General features: G+C 66.5%; 15 protein-coding genes. 2 read left to right on the top strand and 13 right to left on the bottom strand.

Annotated elements, in window-relative coordinates; translation table 11 throughout:
* Window positions 1–4: 4 nt before the first annotated feature.
* The 7 genes from CYR75_RS05875 to acs all read right to left on the bottom strand — a co-directional run bounded on the left by CYR75_RS05875 (window position 5) and on the right by acs (window position 8,952).
* Complete coding sequence (locus CYR75_RS05875; RefSeq protein WP_101499230.1) at window positions 5–2,002, bottom strand: 3'-5' exonuclease; 1,998 nt, start codon at window positions 2,000–2,002, stop codon at window positions 5–7.
* A complete protein-coding gene (locus CYR75_RS05870; protein ID WP_101499229.1) occupies window positions 1,999–2,373 on the bottom strand; it encodes a response regulator transcription factor in 375 nt (124 codons plus the stop codon). The genes CYR75_RS05875 and CYR75_RS05870 overlap by 4 nt, the downstream gene beginning before the upstream one ends.
* Before the next feature lie 3 nt (window positions 2,374–2,376).
* Window positions 2,377–2,883 carry a hypothetical protein gene (locus CYR75_RS05865; protein ID WP_101499228.1) on the bottom strand — a complete coding sequence of 169 codons (507 nt, stop codon included), beginning with the start codon at window positions 2,881–2,883 and terminating at the stop codon, window positions 2,377–2,379.
* Window positions 2,880–4,706: a DUF294 nucleotidyltransferase-like domain-containing protein gene (locus tag CYR75_RS05860; protein ID WP_101499227.1), complete on the bottom strand. Its 1,827-nt coding sequence runs from the start codon at window positions 4,704–4,706 to the stop codon at window positions 2,880–2,882. The genes CYR75_RS05865 and CYR75_RS05860 overlap by 4 nt, the downstream gene beginning before the upstream one ends.
* Before the next feature lie 125 nt (window positions 4,707–4,831).
* Window positions 4,832–6,643, bottom strand: coding sequence for a sodium:solute symporter family protein (locus CYR75_RS05855; RefSeq protein WP_101499226.1), 1,812 nt, complete (start codon window positions 6,641–6,643; stop codon window positions 4,832–4,834).
* Window position 6,644: 1 nt separating this feature from the next.
* Window positions 6,645–6,902 (bottom strand): DUF4212 domain-containing protein, encoded by a 258-nt coding sequence (locus tag CYR75_RS05850; RefSeq protein WP_101499225.1) that lies wholly within the window; start codon window positions 6,900–6,902, stop codon window positions 6,645–6,647.
* A 94-nt stretch (window positions 6,903–6,996) separates the two neighbouring features.
* A complete protein-coding gene (acs, locus tag CYR75_RS05845) occupies window positions 6,997–8,952 on the bottom strand; it encodes an acetate--CoA ligase (RefSeq protein ID WP_101500895.1) in 1,956 nt (651 codons plus the stop codon).
* A 239-nt stretch (window positions 8,953–9,191) separates the two neighbouring features.
* Between acs and CYR75_RS05840 the strand changes: the two genes are divergently transcribed.
* Window positions 9,192–9,710 (top strand): pyridoxamine 5'-phosphate oxidase family protein, encoded by a 519-nt coding sequence (locus CYR75_RS05840; RefSeq protein WP_101499224.1) that lies wholly within the window; start codon window positions 9,192–9,194, stop codon window positions 9,708–9,710.
* A 21-nt stretch (window positions 9,711–9,731) separates the two neighbouring features.
* Here CYR75_RS05840 and CYR75_RS05835 read toward each other — a convergent pair whose 3' ends face one another.
* Together CYR75_RS05835 and CYR75_RS05830 are read right to left on the bottom strand one after the other, a co-directional pair.
* Complete coding sequence (locus CYR75_RS05835; RefSeq protein WP_101499223.1) at window positions 9,732–12,026, bottom strand: glycosyl hydrolase family 28-related protein; 2,295 nt, start codon at window positions 12,024–12,026, stop codon at window positions 9,732–9,734.
* A 111-nt stretch (window positions 12,027–12,137) separates the two neighbouring features.
* On the bottom strand, window positions 12,138–13,718 hold the full coding sequence (locus tag CYR75_RS05830; RefSeq protein WP_101499222.1) for a lysine--tRNA ligase: 1,581 nt from the start codon (window positions 13,716–13,718) through the stop codon (window positions 12,138–12,140).
* A 101-nt stretch (window positions 13,719–13,819) separates the two neighbouring features.
* Between CYR75_RS05830 and CYR75_RS05825 the strand changes: the two genes are divergently transcribed.
* Window positions 13,820–14,245 (top strand): tellurite resistance TerB family protein, encoded by a 426-nt coding sequence (locus tag CYR75_RS05825; protein WP_101499221.1) that lies wholly within the window; start codon window positions 13,820–13,822, stop codon window positions 14,243–14,245.
* 2 nt (window positions 14,246–14,247) lie between these two features.
* On the opposite strand, the gene dacB is transcribed toward CYR75_RS05825, so the two are convergent.
* From dacB to CYR75_RS05805, 4 genes are all read right to left on the bottom strand, one after another.
* Entirely contained in the window at window positions 14,248–15,657 is a 1,410-nt protein-coding gene (dacB, locus tag CYR75_RS05820) for a D-alanyl-D-alanine carboxypeptidase/D-alanyl-D-alanine endopeptidase (protein WP_225972857.1), read from the bottom strand.
* 5 nt (window positions 15,658–15,662) lie between these two features.
* A complete protein-coding gene (locus CYR75_RS05815; RefSeq protein WP_225972856.1) occupies window positions 15,663–16,409 on the bottom strand; it encodes an NUDIX hydrolase in 747 nt (248 codons plus the stop codon).
* Window positions 16,406–16,750 carry a DUF983 domain-containing protein gene (locus CYR75_RS05810; RefSeq protein ID WP_318778999.1) on the bottom strand — a complete coding sequence of 115 codons (345 nt, stop codon included), beginning with the start codon at window positions 16,748–16,750 and terminating at the stop codon, window positions 16,406–16,408. The genes CYR75_RS05815 and CYR75_RS05810 overlap by 4 nt, the downstream gene beginning before the upstream one ends.
* A 172-nt stretch (window positions 16,751–16,922) precedes the next feature.
* Window positions 16,923–18,221 carry a GGDEF domain-containing protein gene (locus CYR75_RS05805; protein WP_158644591.1) on the bottom strand — a complete coding sequence of 433 codons (1,299 nt, stop codon included), beginning with the start codon at window positions 18,219–18,221 and terminating at the stop codon, window positions 16,923–16,925.
* Between the last annotated feature and the right edge of the window lie 28 nt (window positions 18,222–18,249).

Raw genomic sequence — 18,249 nt, 5'->3', positions numbered from 1 at the left:
GCGCCTAGTTCCCATGGGCGGCGGCGAGGTTCGCGTCGCTCAGCAGGCGGCGGTATTTCTGGGCCTGGGTCAGCACATCCTCGAACCGGGTGATGCCCTTGGCCTTCAGCGCCGGCAGCATCCGCAGATAGGCCTCGGCCGTCGCGGCGGCGTCGCCCATGGCGGTGTGGCGCAGATCGGGCGGCAGCTCGATCCCCAAGCGTTCGCACAGCGCGTCAAGGCTGTGGACCGCGCCCTGCCCCCAGATCATCGCCGACAGCAGCACCGTATCCATCACCCGGTTGGGGAAATGCAGCCCGCTTTCCGGCTCGGCCGCGCGCAGCAGGCCCATGTCGAAGGGCGCGTTATGGGCGATCAGCACGGCATCCTCGGCAAAGCCGTGGAACTGGCGCAGGGCGGTCGCCATGTCGGGGGCGTCGCGCACCATCTCGTCGGTGACGCCGTGGATGCGGGTGGACGAGGGCGGGATGGCGCGGCCGGGATTGACCAGCGTCTCGAACCGCTCGCCGGTCAGCTTGCCGCCGGCGATGCGCAGCCCCGCGATCTGCACGATCCGGTCGGACAGCGACAGCCCGGTGGTTTCGGTGTCGAAGACCACGCAATTCAGCGTCGAGAGCGGCCGCAGATCCGCCGCCCCATGCCCCGACAGCGCGAAATCGTAAGTGACCGAGGCCCGCGCCGCCCGCGCCACGGCCGAGATCCGCAGCGGCAGCACCAGCCGGGCGCGCGCGGCATCATCGGGGTCGGCATCCGACCACATGCCGGTGGCGTGGGCGTCCAGAATGTCGGCGCCGGTCAGGTCGGGCATGTCGGGATCGGGCGCGATCTTCAGCCAGTCGTCCAGCATGTCCATGGGCAGGGGTGCGCCCTGCCAGACCAGCGTCACCATCGCCTCGTCCGGGCTGCCGTCCTGTTCGCGGGTGATGGTCGCGGTCACGCTGCGCCCGGTGCCCGCCAGCCGCTGCGCCAGCATCACCAGCAGCCCGCCGATCTGCCACCCATCGGCGGCCAGCGTCACCGGCTCGACCCGGCCAAGCGGCAGGTTCAGCCCGCGCGCCAGTTCCTCGGCCGCGACCCGGCGCTGACGCGGAGCACCGGGGTCGAGGCCGGCGTCCAGATCGCGCATCGCCTGTTTCAGCCCCGCGCCCGCGGCCCGCAGCGCCGCGATCATGCGCGGCGCGACCGGGTCCGACAGCTGATCGAGCAGCGCCGTCAGCGCCGCCGAATGGCTGCGCAGCGCCTGAATGGCCAGACGCGGCGGGACCAGCTCACGCCGCGCCGGGCGCAGGATCAGGATGGTGCCGCCGAACTCTTCGGACAGCGGACGGATACGCCCGGTCAGCCGCTGCCCCTCGGTCCCGGTGACCGAGATGTCGCTGGCCCCCGCCCCCGCCCGGATGCGCGCCTGCGCCGCCGCCAGACTGTCGCCGCGCAGAAAGCGCGACACCGGCCGGTCCAGCCCCAGACCCGGCAAAAGCTGCGAGGCGGCGGCGTTATAGAACATCACCCGCCCGTCGCTGTCGGTCAGGATCGCGCCCGCGCCGATATCCGACAGGATGTTTTCCAGCATGGATTTCTCATGCGTCATACCTTCGGCATGGCTGGCGACGGCGGCCTGCAATTCCTGCTGCGCAGCGATCCGCGCCTGCGCGGCGGCCCGCGCGGCGGGGGCGAGATCGGCCAGATAGCGGCCCTCATCCTCGTCCGGGGGGGCGCCGGTCAGCAGCCCGCCGGCCAAGGTCTCGATCGGGCGGGCCATATTGATGTCGAAAAGATACCAGACCATCGCGCACAGCCCCAGCGTGGCCATGCCCGCGATCAGCCCGGCCAGCGCCAGCGCATCGGTCACCACCGCCTCGGTCACCACTGCCTCGGTCGGGGCCTCGGCGCCCATCAGCCGGTCATGCAGCACCCACAGCGCCGCCCCGATGGCGGCCAGAATCCCGCCGGTCAGCCCGACGAAGATCAGGAACACGCGCAGTCGAAGCGGCCAGCTCCTCATGACCCGCCCTGGTCCAGAACCCGCGCCATTTCTGCGCGCAATTCGGCCAGATCGAAGGGCTTGGCGATGAAACCGTCCGCGCCGAGCGCCAGCCCCTTGCGCCGCTCGACTACGGAACCGCGCGCCGTCATCAGCAGGATGCGGACGTCCTTCATCTCGGGGTCGGCGCGCAACTCCTGCACGATCTGATAGCCCGACACCTCGGGCAGCATCACATCCAGCAGCACCAGATCGGGCCGCGCCGCGCGCAGCGCCTCGACCGCGCCCGCGCCGGTGGACATGCGCGAATGGTCATGCCCGTCGCGGGTCAGCAGGAAATCCAGCGCGATGGCGATATTGTCCTCGTCCTCGATCACCATGACACGAGCCATGTCTCAGCCTCCTTCCCGGCAGATCGTGGTCAGGACCGGATCGTCGGCCGCCACGCGCTGCCATTCCCCCTCGGGCGGGCGCAGCCGGCCCGCCTCGCAATCGACGCCCTGTTCCACAGCCACGGTGTTGCGCCAGCGTTCGACCAGCAGCACGCGGGCGATGCGGTGGCCCTGACCGTCGGGCCGGGTCGCGGCGCGGTCGATCACCGCGATGCGCGCGACCGGCGCGTGCAGATAGGTCCATGGCCGCAACGCGCTGCGGGCCTGCCCCTCGGCGATCACCTGCGCGCGGTCGGGAAGCTGCGCCTTGACGCGGCTGGCCCAGCTGTATTCGTTCCAGGTCGCATAGCCGATCATGGCCAGCCCGATCCCCGCCGGCAGCGCCCATTTCGGCAGCGGATAGCCCAGCTTGCGGGTCAGGTGCAGCAGCGCATACATCAGCGCCGCCGCGCCCGCGCCCACAATCAAAGTGCCGATCATGTCGCTGCCAATTCCGCTGAAACCGGTCATCCGAGCGCTCCTTTCCCGTGGCCCAGGGCCGATTGCATGGTGCGGACGACGACAAAGGCGTCCCGCAGATGGCCGCGTTCGAAATCCGGCAGGTCCGAGGGCGCGAGCAGATTGTCCGGCTTGCGCCCCGCCCGCACCAGCGCCGCCTGATTGCGCAGCCGCAGGGTCTGGATCAGGTCATAGGCCGCCGTCAGGTCGCGCGCCCCGCTGCCCGAGATCACGCCCGCCGCCTCGGCCGCGACCAGCCGGGCGCGGGTGTTGACCGCCGGCAGCCGCCCGCGCAGCGCATAGACCCGCGCCAGATCGGCGACCGGCACAACGCCGTTCATCTTCATGTCGATATGCCCCTGATGCGGCCCCGAGCGGATGGTCGCGAACCCCCGGATCATCCCCAGAGGCGGCTGATGCTTCAGCGAGTTCGAGATCATATGCGCGACAAAGATCGAGTTCCGCGCCGCCGCCTCGAGCGTCTGGGTCTGCAAGCCCCCCAGCAGCGAGGCGTCGCCGCCGATGGCGCGCAGGTCGAACATCACCGAGGCCAGCATCTGCGCCTCGGGGCTGGGCCGGTTGATCCAGCCGTCGAAATAGCTGCGCCAGACCCCGCGCGGCTGACGCCAGCGCGGGTTGGTCGCCATCATGTCGCCGGGGCAATAGACATAGCCGCAGGCATTCAGCCCATCGCTGACGAAACGGGCCACCTGCGCGAACCACGGATGGTCCGGATCGGCGTCGTCGGCCAGGATCAGCACATTGTCCTGATCGCTGACGCCGGTCTGTTCCTGCCGCCCCTGACTGCCGCAGGCGGCCCACAGCCAGGCCGCCGGGGCCGGGCCGAACTGCGCCTCGGCCAGGGTCAGCAGGCGGCGGGTGACGGCGTCGGCGATGTCGGTGATCAGCCGCGTCACCACCTCGTGACGCTGATGGGCGGCGGTCAGGTTGACCAGCAGTTCCGGGATGCGCGCCGTCACCTCGGCCATCTCGGCGATGGTTCCGGCGGCCGCCACGTCATGGATCAGGACCGAGCTGGACACCGATTGCAGCCGCGTCAGGTCGGTTTGGGTCAGCATGCCGACGAAGCGCCCGCCATCGACGATGGGCAGGTGGCCGACATGACGCTCCATCATGCCGTGCAGCACGTCGATGCCCAGGGCATCGGGCGGCAGGGTGACGGGATCGGCGGTCATGATGGTGCTGACCGGCGCCTGCCGGTCCAGCCCCTCGGCCACCACGCGGCCCGACATGTCGCGGATGGTGACGACGCCCAGCAGATGCCCGTCCTCGGTCGTGATGCCCAGCGATGACACCCCCGCATCGCGCATCAGCATCGCGGCCTGGGCAATCGGGGTGTCGGGGCGGGCGGCGATCGGTTCCCGGTTCAGCATCTGCGCGACCTTCAGCGTCGCCAGCCCGGAATCGCGGCGGATGGCGCGGGCGTCCAGCCGGCTTTGCCCGCGGTCGAAATAGCGCCCGAAGGCCGGGCTTTCCCGCCGCAGCCGGTCGAAGTGCTGCGCTGGCAGCAGCAGCAGCGTGCCCGCCCGCATCATCCGCGCCGTGGCCTGCGCGCGCCCGTCGGCGATCAGCCCGCGCTCGCCAAAGCTGTTGCCGCGATCCAGCACCGAGACCAGTTCGCCTTCGCTGTCGGAAATCTCGACCGAGCCGCTTTCGATCAGGAACAGCCCGTCGAGCTGCTGGCCCTGCCGATAGATCACCTCGCCTTCGCGGCGGCGGCTGCGGGCGAAGAAGCCGGCCACGCGGGTCAGCTCGTCCTCCGGCAGCGAGTCGTAGGGGTGGATCCCCGAGATGAAGTCCTTGATCGCCAGCATGTCCTGCCTTTTCGATGTGCCCCGCGGGGTCGCATTCCTGCCTGCCAGGCCAAGGTCCGGTGGCGGCAGATCGGTGCCGCCCCCGGATGCCGCGCCCCCTTTGGATCGGGGACGCGGCGGGTTTGTCAGTGATCGACGGCCACACCGGCACCGCGCGGAACGCGGATCGATTCGACCAGTTCGACCACATGCTCGGGTGGGGCCTCGGTCGCGTTCGACACCAGATAGGCGACGCCGAAGTTGATCAGCGCACCGATGGTCCCGAAGCTGGCCGGCGAGATCCCGAACAGCCAGTTGGCCGACACGTCGTCCAGCATGTTGGTCCCCGAGATGAAGAACCAGCCCTTGTAGGTGAAGATGTAGATCAGCGTCGAGGTGATGCCCGCGATCATGCCCCAGATCGCCCCTTGCCGGTTCACGCGGCGCGAGAAGATGCCCATCATCAGCACCGGGAAGATCGAGGACGCGGCCAGACCAAAGGCCAGCGCCACGGTCTGCGCGGCAAAGCCGGGCGGGTTCAGGCCCAGGATGGTGGCGACCAGGATCGAGATCCCCATCGACACGCGCGCCGCCATCAGCTCGCCCTTTTCGCTGATATTCGGCGCCCACCAGCCCTTGACGAGGTCATGCGACACCGCGCCGGAAATCGCCAGCAGCAGACCCGCCGCCGTCGACAGCGCCGCCGCCAGACCGCCCGCCGCCACGATGGCAATGACCCAGCCGGGCAGGTTCGCGATCTCGGGGTTGGCCAGAACCATGATGTCGTTGTTGACGGTGGTCAGTTCGTTGCCCTGCAGGTTCTGGTCGGTGATCGCCTGCGCCAGCGTCTCGTTCGGCTCGACCTTGTCGTTATAGTACTGGATCAGGCCGTCGCCGTTCTTGTCCTCCCAGTTCAGCAGGCCGGTGATCTGCCAGTTCCGCATCCATTGCAGATCCTCGCGGGTCTCGATCTCGGCCAGCGACACCGCGGGCGCGCTGAAGGTCTGCGAGGTCGCCGCACCGGGCCACATGGTCTTCGTCAGGTTCAGACGCGACATCGCCCCCACGGCCGGAGCCACGGTGTAAAGCAGGGCGATGAACACCAGCGCCCAACCGGCCGAGGTCCGCGCGTCCGACACCTTGGGCACGGTGAAGAAGCGGATGATGACATGCGGCAGACCCGCGGTGCCGATCATCAGCGCCATGGTGAACAGCACCATGTCCAGCGTCGACTGGTGGTGTCCGGTATAGGACCGGAAGCCCAGATCTGTGACGATCTGATCCAGCTTGGCCAGGAACTTGACGCCCGAGGGGTCATGCGTCCCGAACAGGCCCGTCTGCGGCAGCACATGCCCGGTCAGCTTCAGCGAGATGAAGACCGCGGGAATGGTATAGGCGATGATCAGCACGACATATTGCGCCACCTGCGTATAGGTGATGCCCTTCATGCCGCCCAGCACCGCATAGGCGAAGACCAGCGCCGCCCCAATCCAGAGCCCGGTCGAGTTCGACACTTCGAGATAGCGCGAGAAGGTCACGCCCACCCCGGTCATCTGCCCGATGACATAGGTGATCGAGATGATCAGCAGGCAGACCACGCCGATGACGCGGGCGGTCTGGCTATAGAAACGGTCGCCGATGAATTCGGGCACGGTGAACTTGCCGAACTTGCGCAGATAGGGCGCCAGCAGCAGCGCCAGCAGCACATAGCCGCCGGTCCAGCCCATCAGATAGGTCGAGTTGTCATAGCCGGTGAAGGCGATCAGACCTGCCATCGAGATGAAGCTGGCGGCCGACATCCAGTCGGCGGCGGTGGCCATGCCGTTCATCACCGGATGCACGCCCCGGTTCGCGGCATAGAATTCGGCCGTGGACCCGGCGCGGGCCCAGATCGCGATGCCGATATAGATCGCGAACGAGATCCCGATGAAGATCAGGTTAAGGGTAAACTGGCTCATATCACTCCTCCACTCCGAATTCGCGATCCAGCCGGTTCATGCGCCACGCATACCAGAAGATCAGCACGATGAAGACGAGGATCGAGCCTTGCTGCGCGAACCAGAATCCCAGATCGGTGCCGCCCAGCCTGATGCCGGACAGCAGCGGGCGAAAGATGATCGCGCAGCCATAGGACACAAAGGCCCATATCGCGATGCAGACCCAGATGATCCGCAAATTCGCGCTCCAATAGGCGTTGGTTGAATGCTTGTCACTCATGTCCCTGACGGTCCCTCCCTTGTGACATGCGCCGCCTTTTCTACCCCGCGCGGCCGGCGGCTTGGGCCGCGCGGGGGTCGTGTGCGGGGCTGTGTCAGTCCCGGTTCATGCGATTGTCGATCAGCGTCTCGACCACCTCGGGTTCGGCCAGGGTCGAGATGTCGCCCAGGCTGCCATAGTCGTTTTCAGCGATCTTGCGCAGGATGCGGCGCATGATCTTGCCCGAGCGGGTTTTCGGCAGGCCCGGCGCCCACTGGATCAGGTCGGGCTTGGCGATGGGGCCGATCTCGGTCCGGACCCAGGCCTCAAGCTCCTTGCGCAGCTCTTCGGTGGGTTCGATGTCGTTCATCAGCGTGACATAGGCATAGATGCCCTGCCCCTTGAGCTGGTGCGGATAGCCCACCACCGCCGCCTCGGCGACCTTGGGATGCGCCACCAGCGCCGACTCGACCTCGGCCGTGCCCATGCGGTGGCCCGAGACGTTGATCACGTCATCGACCCGGCCGGTGATCCAATAATAGCCGTCCTCGTCCCGCGTGCAGCCATCGCCCGAGAAGTAATAGCCGGGATATTGCTGGAAATAGGTCTCCATGAAGCGCTGGTGATCGCCCCAGATGGTCCGCATCTGCCCGGGCCAGCTGTCGCTGATGCACAGCACGCCCTCGGCCGGGTTGCCCTCGATCACCTCGGCGGATTCGGCGGCGAGGATGGCGGGCTTGACGCCGAAGAAGGGCAGCGTCGCCGAGCCGGGCTTGGTCTCGATGGCATAGGGAAGGCTGGTGATCATGTGGCCGCCGGTCTCGGTCTGCCACCAGGTGTCGACGATGGGGCATTTGCCCTTGCCGACATGCTTGTCATACCAGACCCACGCCTCGGGGTTGATCGGCTCGCCCACCGTGCCCAGCACCCGCAGGCTGGACAGATCGTACTTGTCCACCCACTCCGTGCCCTTGCCCATCAAGGCCCGGATCGCGGTCGGCGCGGTGTAGAACTGCGTCACCTTGTGCTTTTCGCAGACCTGCCAGAACCGCCCGGCATCGGGCCAGGTCGGCACGCCCTCGAACATGATGGTGGTCGCGCCATTGGCCAGCGGGCCATAGACGATATAGCTGTGCCCCGTGACCCAGCCGACATCGGCGGTGCACCAGAACACGTCCTCATCCTGATAATCAAAGACGTATTGATGCGTCATCGAGGCAAAGACAAGATACCCGCCGGTGGTGTGGACCACTCCCTTGGGCTTGCCGGTCGAGCCGGAGGTATACAGGATGAACAGCGGGTCTTCGGCGTTCATCGGGCGCGGCGGGCAGTCTGGGCTGACCTGATCCATCATCGCCAGCACGTCGACGTCGCGGCCCTGCACCCAGGTGGTCTGGTCGCCGGTATGCTTGACGACAAGGCAGCGCACCTTGTCCGAGCAATGCAACAGGGACGCATCGGCATTGGATTTCAGCGCCGTGCGCCGCCCGCCGCGCGGGGCGGTGTCGGCGGTGATGACCAGCTTGGCGCCGGAATCGTTGATCCGGTTCGCCAGCGCATCCGGCGAGAAGCCCGCGAAGACGATGGAATGGATCGCCCCGATCCGTGCGCAGGCGAGCATGGCATAGGCCGCCTCTGGGATCATCGGCAGATAGATCACCACCCGGTCGCCGCGCATCACGCCCTGGCTCAGCAGGACGTTGGCCATCCGGTTCACCTTGTCGGACAGCTCGTTATAGGTGATGTGGCGGGCCGGCGTTTCGGGATCGTCGGGTTCAAAGATGATCGCGGTCTTGTTGCCGCGCTTCTCCAGATGCCGGTCCACGCAGTTGACGCAGGCGTTCAGCACCCCATCCTCGAACCAGCGGATCGAGACGTCGCCATAGGTGAAATCGGTGTTCTTGACCCTGGTGTAAGGGGTCATCCAGTCCAGCCGCTGCCCCTCGCGTCCCCAGAACCCGTCCGGGTCCGAGATCGATTCGTCATAGAGGCGCTGATAGTCTTCGGGACCGGCATGGGCCCTGTCGAAGCCCGATGGAAACGGATGCTTGGCGACGTTGGTTGCGGACATGAAATATTTCCCCCTCATGGCCTTTCGGGCGGCATGGCGACGCGACAGGCGACGCCTTCACCCTTTTGATGCTGCCGCCGAGTAAAACACGACATTGCCTTAACGCAAACCATTTTTTTCAAATGATTTTTCTGTAAATCTGTTCACTAATTCGGTGCTGGCTTTGTAAACACTTCACATCGCCGTTATCGAGACGGGCGGGCTTGCCTGATGTGACGGCCTTCGGCGATGATCGGGGGATGAGATCGCTGCCCTTCCATGACCCGGACGAGCCCGCCCAGAACCTGCTGCGCGGGATGCTGTCCGACATGCGCCACGCCGTGCTCGCCGTGAACGATCCGGAAACCGGCTCTCCATATCTCGCGCGCGTGGCAGCGCAACTGGGGGCAGATGGGATGCCGCTGCTGCTGATCTCGGACATGGCCACCCACACGCGCCTGCTGGCCCGCGACCCCCGCGCCTCGCTGCTGATCGCGCCCCGGCCCCAGCCGCGGGGCGACGCGATGACCCAGCCCCGCGCCAGCCTGCAAGGGCGCGCGACGCGCCTGCCCCGCAACACGCCGGACCATCAGGCACGGCTGGACCGCTGGCTGGCCGCGCATCCCAAATCCACCGTCTATGCCAGCCTGCCGGATTTCGCCTTCTGGCAGATGCATTCCGAAAGCTGCACACTGAACGCCGGTTTCGGCAAAGCCTTCCGCTTCACCCGTGCCGACATGCAAAAACCCCCGGCCGCGATGGACCGGGGGTCGGATTGATGTCGTAAGGCGGGCGTGAACTCAGCCCGGCTCGTCCATCCGGGCGCGCAGGGTGATGCTGCCGCGGGCCGGCGTCGACCACTCGATATGGATGTTCTTGCGCGCCGGCCCCTGCTCGCTGCGGACCCAGGGCATCTCGGTCACCCGCCCCGTCCCCGCATTCTGGATCATCGACACCGCCAGGATCGAGTCGACATTCTTGGCCCAAGCCTTGAACGGCAGACAGGTCGTCAGCGGCACCACCCATGTCGCCTGCGCCGTGCCCTGCGTGTGGGTGATCTGGATCGGGTTCGCGACATAGTCGATGACGCCGTTGAAGGTATTGCCGTCGAACAGGATGTTGCGCATCCGCGAATAGTTCAGATCCGCGAAGGTGGTATCGACCTTGTCCACCCGCTGGATCTTCGGCCCGATCACGCGGAACACGTTGTTCGACACCGTCAGCCCGTGGATATGCTGGTTGGTCCCGTAAGGCCGCACCGAGATCCAGGCGAAATCGCTCAGCACCTGCTTGACTGTGAAGTGGTTGCCGGTGATCGACAGCCCGCCAAAGGAATACTCGTCATTGGTAAAGTTCGGATAGGCGTCGTATTCATTCGTCCACTCGATGACGTTGTTGTCGATATAGTTCGCCGTGATCGCCATCTTGCAGTTCTTTTCCGCGATCACGAGGCCCGGCACGCGCTTGCCCGCCTGTGTATCATCCCCCTGAAACCAGTGATTGCCCGAGATCAGATGCCCGCTGCCGGCCGCGACCAGAAAGGTGCCGAAGCGGACAAAGCGGTTGTCGCGGATCTTGGCGTCATTGGCATTCAGGTTCATCGCGATCGAGGTCCGGTCCTGCGCCTTGACCGACATCTCAGACGACAGGAACTGGCAGCGATCGACCAGCAGATCCTGACAGCCGCGCCCGACCGAGGTGATGCCGCGATCGCCCGGCCCGCTGATATAGCAGTCGCGGATGTGGAACATCTGGCCGTTGGCGGGCAGCATCAGAAAGCTGGCCCGGCCGCCGCCCATGAACTCGATCTCCGAGAAGTTGACCCGCGAACATTCGTCCATGCCGAGGAAATCGAACATGTAGCGGAAGCGCTTGAACTGATAGCTGCGCGTTCCCGCCCCGCCATAAAGCGGCTGCGAGAGGGTCAGCGTGCGCGCACCGATATTCTTGGCCTGCACATAGACCTCGCGCCCGACGCCGGGGCCGGTGATCAGGCTTCCGATCTCGATATTGGCGACATTGGCGACCTCGCTCAGCGTCGTGGGGCGGACGGGGTTATAGCTCGCCTGCGACTGCGCGACGCCGGTGTTCCAGGCTGGCCCGTCGACCAGCTTGATCTGGCCGTTGCAGATCAGCCGGCGCGAGGAAAAATCGCTGAGGCCGGGCGCGATCTCGGTCATCACCAGCGGTTCGGTCAACTCGATCCGACGCCCGCGCAGGTTCAGCTCGCCATGATCGGTATAGCCGAACAGCGCCTGAATGGCCCGCTTCAGCGCCTCGGTCTCGTCGCCGAACGCCTCGGCATAGGTCGGATAGTCAAAGCTGCCCATCAGAGTCAGCCGTGCCGCGCGCGGCATGGTCAGCGTGCCAGTAAAGCGCACCGGCGCGGTGATCGTCAGATCGGCGCCGATGCGATAGACGCCCGCGGGCACCACCATGACGCGGCCATTGGCGGCGCTGTCGGCGGCCGCGAAGGCGGCCCGGTCGTCGGTCACGCCGTCGCCCTTGGCGCCGAAATCGCGGACATCGACGATGTCCATCATCTGCCGCAGAAAGGCGCCCGTCACATCCTCGATCCGGATCGACTCGATGCGGACGACACCGCCATTGCTGCCGGTCAGGTCGATGCCGAAATGCCCATAGATGGGCTTGGCGCCCCAGATCATGTCGACGCCGCTGCGGTTGCCGGTGCCGACGATGGCCGAAACCTCGACCACCTGCCCAAAGCCCGGCAGCGTCACCGGCGCACCCGCCTCGACCAGCCCGCCGACATGGTTGCGCGCGCCATCGCCCGCCCAGCCCGCGACCCGGACCGAGGGCCGCGCCCCCGCAATCGCCTTGATCCGCGCCGAGATCCGCAGATAGGTGCCGGGCAGGATCGGCGTCTCGCCCATGAAGCGGATGCGGGTCGTGTCGGCGACCTTGTTCAACTCCAGACAGGCGCCGAAATCCTGATCGGCGGTCACGATCGCGGCGTTCGGCTGGTTGGCCCAGGTGGCGCTGCCGGGTGTGCCGAACTCTCGCGACCAGGCGGCCAGCCCGGCTGCGAAAGAGGGCGGCGTCAGTTGCAGCCCGTCGGTAATGGCGATGTTCATGCGCGATCTCCCCTGATACGGTCGCGTCGCGCGACCCGTCTGCATCGGGGAAATCTCGCTGCGCCGGGTTAATCTTCTGTTAACCCGACGCGCGTTGTGCGTTGCGCGGGATCAACTGACTAGCTCGCCCTCCAGCGCACGCTCGATCAGGGCGCGGGTCTCGTCCACGCCGTAAAGCGCGATGAACCCGCCAAAGCGCGGCCCCTGATCGGCGCCCAGCAGCACCTGATACAGCGCCTGGAACCAGTGGCGCAGCGGCTCGAAGCCATGCTCCTTGCCGACCGCAAAGACCATGCTCTGCAGCGCTTCCGGATCGGCCGGCCCCTGCCATTCGGCCAGTCGGCCCGACAGATCGGCAAGCGCCGCGCGCTCGGTCTCGGTCGGGGCACGGAATTGCCGGGTCGGCGCAACGAAGTCCTGGAAATAGCGCACCGCATGGCCCGCCGCCTGATCCAGCTGCGGATGCGTCTCGGGCGTTGCGTCAGGCGCATAGCGGCGGATAAAGCCCCACAGCCCCGCCTTGTCCGTGGCCCCCGCGACCGAAGCGAGGTTCAGCAGCATCGCAAACGGCACCACCATGTCCGACTGCGGCACCTCGCCCTGATGGATATGCCAGACAGGGTTAGCCAGTTTCTGCTCGGGCGTCTGGTCAGGAAATGCCCGCAGCTGCTGGTGATATTCGTCCACCGCCTTGGGGATCACGTCCCACCACAGCCGCTTGGCGGTCTTGGGCTTCTGATACATGAAATAGGACAGGCTTTCCGTAGCTGCATAGGTCAGCCATTCGTCGATGGACAGCCCGTTGCCTTTGGACTTGCTGATCTTCTGCCCCTGATCGTCCAGAAACAGCTCATAAGTGAAATGCTCGGGCTTGCGGCCGCCCAGAACCTCGCAGATGCCGTCATAGATCGGGGTGTTGGTGCTGTGGTCCTTGCCATACATCTCGAAATCGACATCCAGCGCGGCCCAACGGGCGCCGAAGTCCGGCTTCCACTGCAGCTTGACCTGCCCGCCGGTGACCGGCAGCGTCCATTCCCGCCCGGTCTCGTCGTCAAAGGTGATCGTGCCCGCGCCTGCATCGACATGCTTGATCGGCACATACAGCACACGCCCGGTCTCGGGGTGAATCGGAAGGAAGCAGCTATAGCTCTGCTGGCGCTCTTCGCGCAGGCTGGCCAGCATGATGTCCATGATCGCATCATAGCGCTCGGCGGCGAGCAGCAGCGTCGCGTCGAACTGACCGGATTTATAGAACTCGGTCGCCGACATGAAGTCATACTCGAACCCGAAGGTGTCCAGAAACCGCCGCAGCATGGCGTTGTTATGTTCGCCAAAACTGGGATACTCCCCGAACGGGTCCGGCACCGAAGTCAGCGGGCGCTGCAGATTGGCCTGCAAAAGCTCTTGCTGCGGCACGTTTTCGGGCACCTTGCGCATCCCGTCCATATCGTCGGAAAAGCACAGCAGCCGGGTCGGAATATCCGAGATCAGCTCGAAAGCGCGGCGGATCATCGTCGTGCGCGCCACCTCGCCGAAGGTGCCGATATGCGGCAGACCCGAGGGGCCATAGCCGGTCTCGAACAGCACATAACCCTTTTCCGGGTCCTTCTTTTCATAGCGTTTCAGAACCCGGCGCGCCTCTTCGAAGGGCCAGGCCTTGGAAGTCATCGCGGCATCGCGCAGGGTTGTCATATCGCTTACTCCTGAAGGGGTTGCAGTGGGCTTATTGAAACCCCCACGAATGGTCAATATTACAGGGAAATTGCGGCCAGATTCACAGGACCAGAACCGTCATGATCGAGCTTCCTTCCTTCTCGGCCTGCGATGCGCTCGTCGCCCTCATGGTCGCGGTGTCGGCCTCCGACGAAAACATGCGGATCGCCGAGCTGGTCGCGATCGAGCGGATGGTCAACCACATGCCGCTGTTCGCCGATTACGATGTCGGCCGCATCCGCGCCGTGTCGCAGACGGTGATGAGCCTGTTCGAGGAAGAGGACGGCATCGACGCGCTGTTCGGCCTGATCCGCGATTCCCTGCCCGAACGGCTGTTCGAGACCGCCTATGCGCTGGCCTGCGACGTGGCCGCCGCCGACGGCAATCTGACGGATAACGAGGCCGAGATGCTGCACGAGATCCGGCACGAACTGGACATCCCGCGCCTGAACGCCGCCGCGATCGAGCTGTCCGCCCGACTGCGCCACCGCACGCTGCAGGAATAGAATCAGGCGTAGCGGCCGATCCAGCCGGCGATCAGATTTTGCTGCAGCGCCTTGGCGCGCTGCGTCCAGGTCGAGACACCCGCCGGCAGTTCCTGCCCCTCGGTCTGGGCGCGGCGGTCCATGTCGCTGATGAAGATGGCGAAAATCACCTCCTCATGCCCCGGCAGGCGGCCATAACCGGCAAGGTTCGACACGAAGTTCAGCGTGCCCGTCTTGGCCAGCAACTCCAGATCGGCGGCGGGCTCACCATCCGTCGCGGCCCGCACCGGCACCACACGCATCATGCCCCGCAGGCCCGAGGACTGCCCCAGATCGGCGATGATATGTGCCATGGACCGCGCCGTCACCCGGGTCAGCGGCGAGATCCCGGAATGATCGTGAAGCGTCAGCCCGTCGATCCCCCGCGCATGCGCCCAGTCCTGCATCGCCTGCGCCGAGGCGCGCAGATCGCCCGCGCCGCTGGCATGCAGGCCCACCACCTCGGCCGTCAGGTTGGTCGAATATTCCATCATGTCGCGCAGGATCGCGGCCAGCGGCGGGCTGTCGATAAGCGCCAGTTCGACGGAGTCGGCGGGCAGCGCATCGACAATTTCGGGTGTGGGCAGCACCAGCCCTCGCGCCCGGCACAGGGTCTGGAAGACGTCACCGGCATAAAGCCCGGGCCGGCGCACCGGCAGCCAGCGACTGCCTGCACGGCGCATCCCCGCGCCGTTCACCGACCAGATTTCGCTCCGCTCATCCGCACGCCAGGCGAACATCGGGCCCTGCCCCACCTTCTCGGCGCGAACGGTATAGGCGGTGGGGCTGTGCCGCCGCGCCCTCGCCTGCAATGCGATGCCGTCGCCGCCCGCGCGCCAGCCCAGATGCACGCGGTTGAAGTTCAGACAGATCCCTGAAATCGCCGGATTATAAGCCAGATGCGGCGCCTGCTCGGGTGCTATCTCTTGCACCGAGGGCAGCGCCCCGCCCCAGACAGCAAAGCGAGAAGGCGTGGAGACGCCGCTCGCCACCAGCAGATCGGCCAGTTCCGCAAGATGGTCCGTGTCCAGCACCGGATCGCCACCCCCGGAGAGGATCAGCAGGTCGCCATGCCGCAGCACGCGCGTCTTGAAGCGGTGCGACCCGCCCAGACGGTCGAGCGCATAAAGCGCGGTCAGCGCCTTCAGCGTGCTCGCGGGCGCGACCGGGCGATCCGCGCCGCGCGCCTCGAGTAGCGTGCCATCGGCGGAAAACACCGCATAATCGATCTCGGCCCGCAGACCCGCCGCCTCGATCACCTGCCCCGAACGCGGCGCCGGTTTCGGCGGCGGCGCAAGGTCGAGCCCGCCCGGCGACAGCGCCGAAACCGCCCTGGGACCAAGCGCGGCCGAGGCCAGAAGCCCGGCCAGAAGCTGGCGACGCTGCAGCCCCACGGGCCTCAAGCCCCGGCACCCAACTGGATGAAGCGAGAGCGCGCGTCGCGATTGTCGAAGAACGGCACCGAGGGCGGCGGCATCAGCGGACCGCCCTGCGCCGCCGCGACCATCGCCGCACATTCGGCCAGCACGACCTCGGTGATGAAGGGCAGCTGCAGCGCCCGAGCCCTCGACATCGGCACCCAATGCAGATGCGACAGCTCATCGCAGGCGCGCGAAAAGTCGTCGAGATCGCAGGCCACGGTCGCGGCATCGGCCATGAAGAAGCGTGCATCGAAGCGGCGCGGCCGACCCGGCGGGGTGATCGCGCGAAAGACATAATGCAGCGCCGAGGCATCCGGCATCAGCCCAGCCTCGGCATAGCCAACGACCTCGCTGCGGCCCGGCCGGCCGATCAGCAAGCCGGTCTCCTCCGCCAGCTCACGCAGCCCGGCCGCGACAAGCTGGGCCGGGCTGGACGCGGAATCGGTGCGCGGCTCAAGCGTCAACCGCGCCTGCGTCAGATCCGAGATCCCTCCGGCCAGCGAGACCTCGCGGTCCTCGGGATCGACGGCACCGCCCGGAAAGACATATTTGGAAGGCATGAACGCCGCCTTGGCGCCACGCATCCCCATCAGCACCGCAGGCTGATCCGCATCCCGCCGCACCAGCACGACCGTCGAGGCATCGCGCAACGCGCTGCGATCCGGCTCACCGGGCGTTACCTGCAGCCGATCCGCGCCGATATGACGATCTGCGGCCTCGGTCATGCCGCGTTCGGGCCTGCAGGCTCGATCCCGAAGCCGTGCATCCGCCGCGCCCATTGCATCCCGATCATCCCGCCCTTGATCAGCGGCAGCAAGGCGAGGCAAAGCACGATCGCGCCCAGAGAAAACCCGATCAGCATCGACAGCGCCGTGGGCTGCCATTTCAGGAACACGAACAGCAGCAACGGCGCTCCGAGGTGCGAGACCAGCAAGATCGTCAGATAGGCCGGCCCGTCATCGGCGCGCTGATGATGCAGCGCCTCATGACAATGTCCGCACTCGTCGCGCACCTTCAGATAGCCGTCGAACATCGGCCCCGCGCCACAGGCGGGGCATTTCCTCATCAGACCGCGCCGCACCGCAGACCCGGTGGGCCGGTTGTCGCTAACCGCTTCTTGCATGTCATGATTCCCGAACTCGCGCATTTGGTCCAAAGATAGTGACCCCCGCCCGCGTTTCCAATGCCGATTTCCCGCATCGGCGCGAGCGGCTGGCCTAGGGCCGGTGCCCCTGATATCACGCCGCGCGTCGCTCTCGCGCCAGCATCACGATATTCCGCCCGGCCGCCTTGGCCGCGAGCAGCGCCCGGTCGGCCTGTTCCAGCACGTCGTCCGGGGCGCCGCCCGGGCAGTTGCAGCACTCCGAGACCCCCACGCCGACGGACACCGAGACCGACAATTCGGCAGACCCCGCCAGCCCGCTGACCCTGATCCGGCGCGTGGCGACCGCGTGACGGATGCGCTCGGCCAGCGAGACCGCCAGCGTCGGATCGCCCTGGGGCAGCAGAACGACGAATTCCTCGCCGCCGTGCCTGCCAAGCTTGCCGTCACCGCCCACGACATCGCCCAGAATCGCCGCAACCTGCCGCAGAACCGCATCGCCGGCGCCATGGCCGTGGCCGTCATTGATCGACTTGAAGCGGTCGATGTCGATCATCAGCAGCGAAAACCCGTTGTCCGAGCGCATCGCGGCAGAAATCTCGACCGCCATGCAGCGGCGGTTCAGCAGCCCGGTCAGCGGGTCGATCGAGGCGAGCCGCCGCGCGAGCCGGGCGTCTGAATGACTCCGCTCACTCTCGATCCCGCGACGCAAGAGCCAGTTGAGCCGCGCGATCAACTCGACACGATGATGTGATTCCGAAAGCTGCGCCTCCAGCACCTCGCTCGCGCCGATATCGAGCGCCTGCGCCTCTTCCTCGGGCGCAGGAACATGCTGCAGCAGCGCAAGCGCGGCGCCGCGGCCCGCCGCAGACAGCCTTGCGCGCAGATCGGCGAGTTGCTGCAGCCCGCCGCCCGGCAGACCCGCGTCGATCAGCACCACCGCCAGACGATCATCCAGCGACGCCGCCCCAGCCTGCGCCGAAACGATCTGCAGGTTTTTCCCCAACGCGTCCTTCACCGCCTGCCGCCACTCGGCCGACAGCGTCGCGTCATCGGTGATCAACCCGATCTGATCGGCGTGATCGAAGCCGGCGCCAGGCTCGGCAAAGCCGGGCAGATCAGCGGTGGCGTGGGGCAGCCAGCTACGCAGCCGCGCGCGCAGGACGGAATCGCTCGCCAGCGGATCGAGCACATGATCGCATCCCGCCAGAAACGCCCCGGCCCTGGCCCCTGCCCCGCAGACGGCCACGATCGCCGCCGAAGATCGGATGCGGATGCGCGAAACCAGCCATGCCAGCCGCTCGGGATCGTCCTCGCGCAGCAGCACCGCCTGGGATTGCGGCAGCAGCGGCGCGGCCTCGGAAAGATCATTCGCGGTATCGACCCTGTGATTCGCCGACAAAAGCCGCGCCTTCATCGCAAATCGCGATGTCACATCCCGATCCATTACCAGCAACCGTCCC

The sequence above is a fragment of the Paracoccus jeotgali genome, from assembly GCF_002865605.1.
Classification (GTDB): Bacteria; Pseudomonadota; Alphaproteobacteria; order Rhodobacterales; family Rhodobacteraceae; genus Paracoccus; species Paracoccus jeotgali.
The sequence above is the reverse complement of the archived record's forward strand: the minus strand, read 5'-3'. Positions and strand labels throughout refer to the sequence as shown.

What these genes read in the sequence shown, in the direction of transcription:
- CYR75_RS05875 (WP_101499230.1), bottom strand. Translation starts at nt 2,002, where the DNA reads ATGAGGAGCTGGCCGCTTCGACTGCGCGTGTTCCTGATCTTCGTCGGG.
- CYR75_RS05870 (WP_101499229.1), bottom strand. Translation starts at nt 2,373, where the DNA reads ATGGCTCGTGTCATGGTGATCGAGGACGAGGACAATATCGCCATCGCG.
- CYR75_RS05865 (WP_101499228.1), bottom strand. Translation starts at nt 2,883, where the DNA reads ATGACCGGTTTCAGCGGAATTGGCAGCGACATGATCGGCACTTTGATT.
- CYR75_RS05860 (WP_101499227.1), bottom strand. Translation starts at nt 4,706, where the DNA reads ATGCTGGCGATCAAGGACTTCATCTCGGGGATCCACCCCTACGACTCG.
- CYR75_RS05855 (WP_101499226.1), bottom strand. Translation starts at nt 6,643, where the DNA reads ATGAGCCAGTTTACCCTTAACCTGATCTTCATCGGGATCTCGTTCGCG.
- CYR75_RS05850 (WP_101499225.1), bottom strand. Translation starts at nt 6,902, where the DNA reads ATGAGTGACAAGCATTCAACCAACGCCTATTGGAGCGCGAATTTGCGG.
- acs (WP_101500895.1), bottom strand. Translation starts at nt 8,952, where the DNA reads ATGTCCGCAACCAACGTCGCCAAGCATCCGTTTCCATCGGGCTTCGAC.
- CYR75_RS05840 (WP_101499224.1), top strand. Translation starts at nt 9,192, where the DNA reads ATGAGATCGCTGCCCTTCCATGACCCGGACGAGCCCGCCCAGAACCTG.
- CYR75_RS05835 (WP_101499223.1), bottom strand. Translation starts at nt 12,026, where the DNA reads ATGAACATCGCCATTACCGACGGGCTGCAACTGACGCCGCCCTCTTTC.
- CYR75_RS05830 (WP_101499222.1), bottom strand. Translation starts at nt 13,718, where the DNA reads ATGACAACCCTGCGCGATGCCGCGATGACTTCCAAGGCCTGGCCCTTC.
- CYR75_RS05825 (WP_101499221.1), top strand. Translation starts at nt 13,820, where the DNA reads ATGATCGAGCTTCCTTCCTTCTCGGCCTGCGATGCGCTCGTCGCCCTC.
- CYR75_RS05815 (WP_225972856.1), bottom strand. Translation starts at nt 16,409, where the DNA reads ATGACCGAGGCCGCAGATCGTCATATCGGCGCGGATCGGCTGCAGGTA.
- CYR75_RS05810 (WP_318778999.1), bottom strand. Translation starts at nt 16,750, where the DNA reads ATGAGGAAATGCCCCGCCTGTGGCGCGGGGCCGATGTTCGACGGCTAT.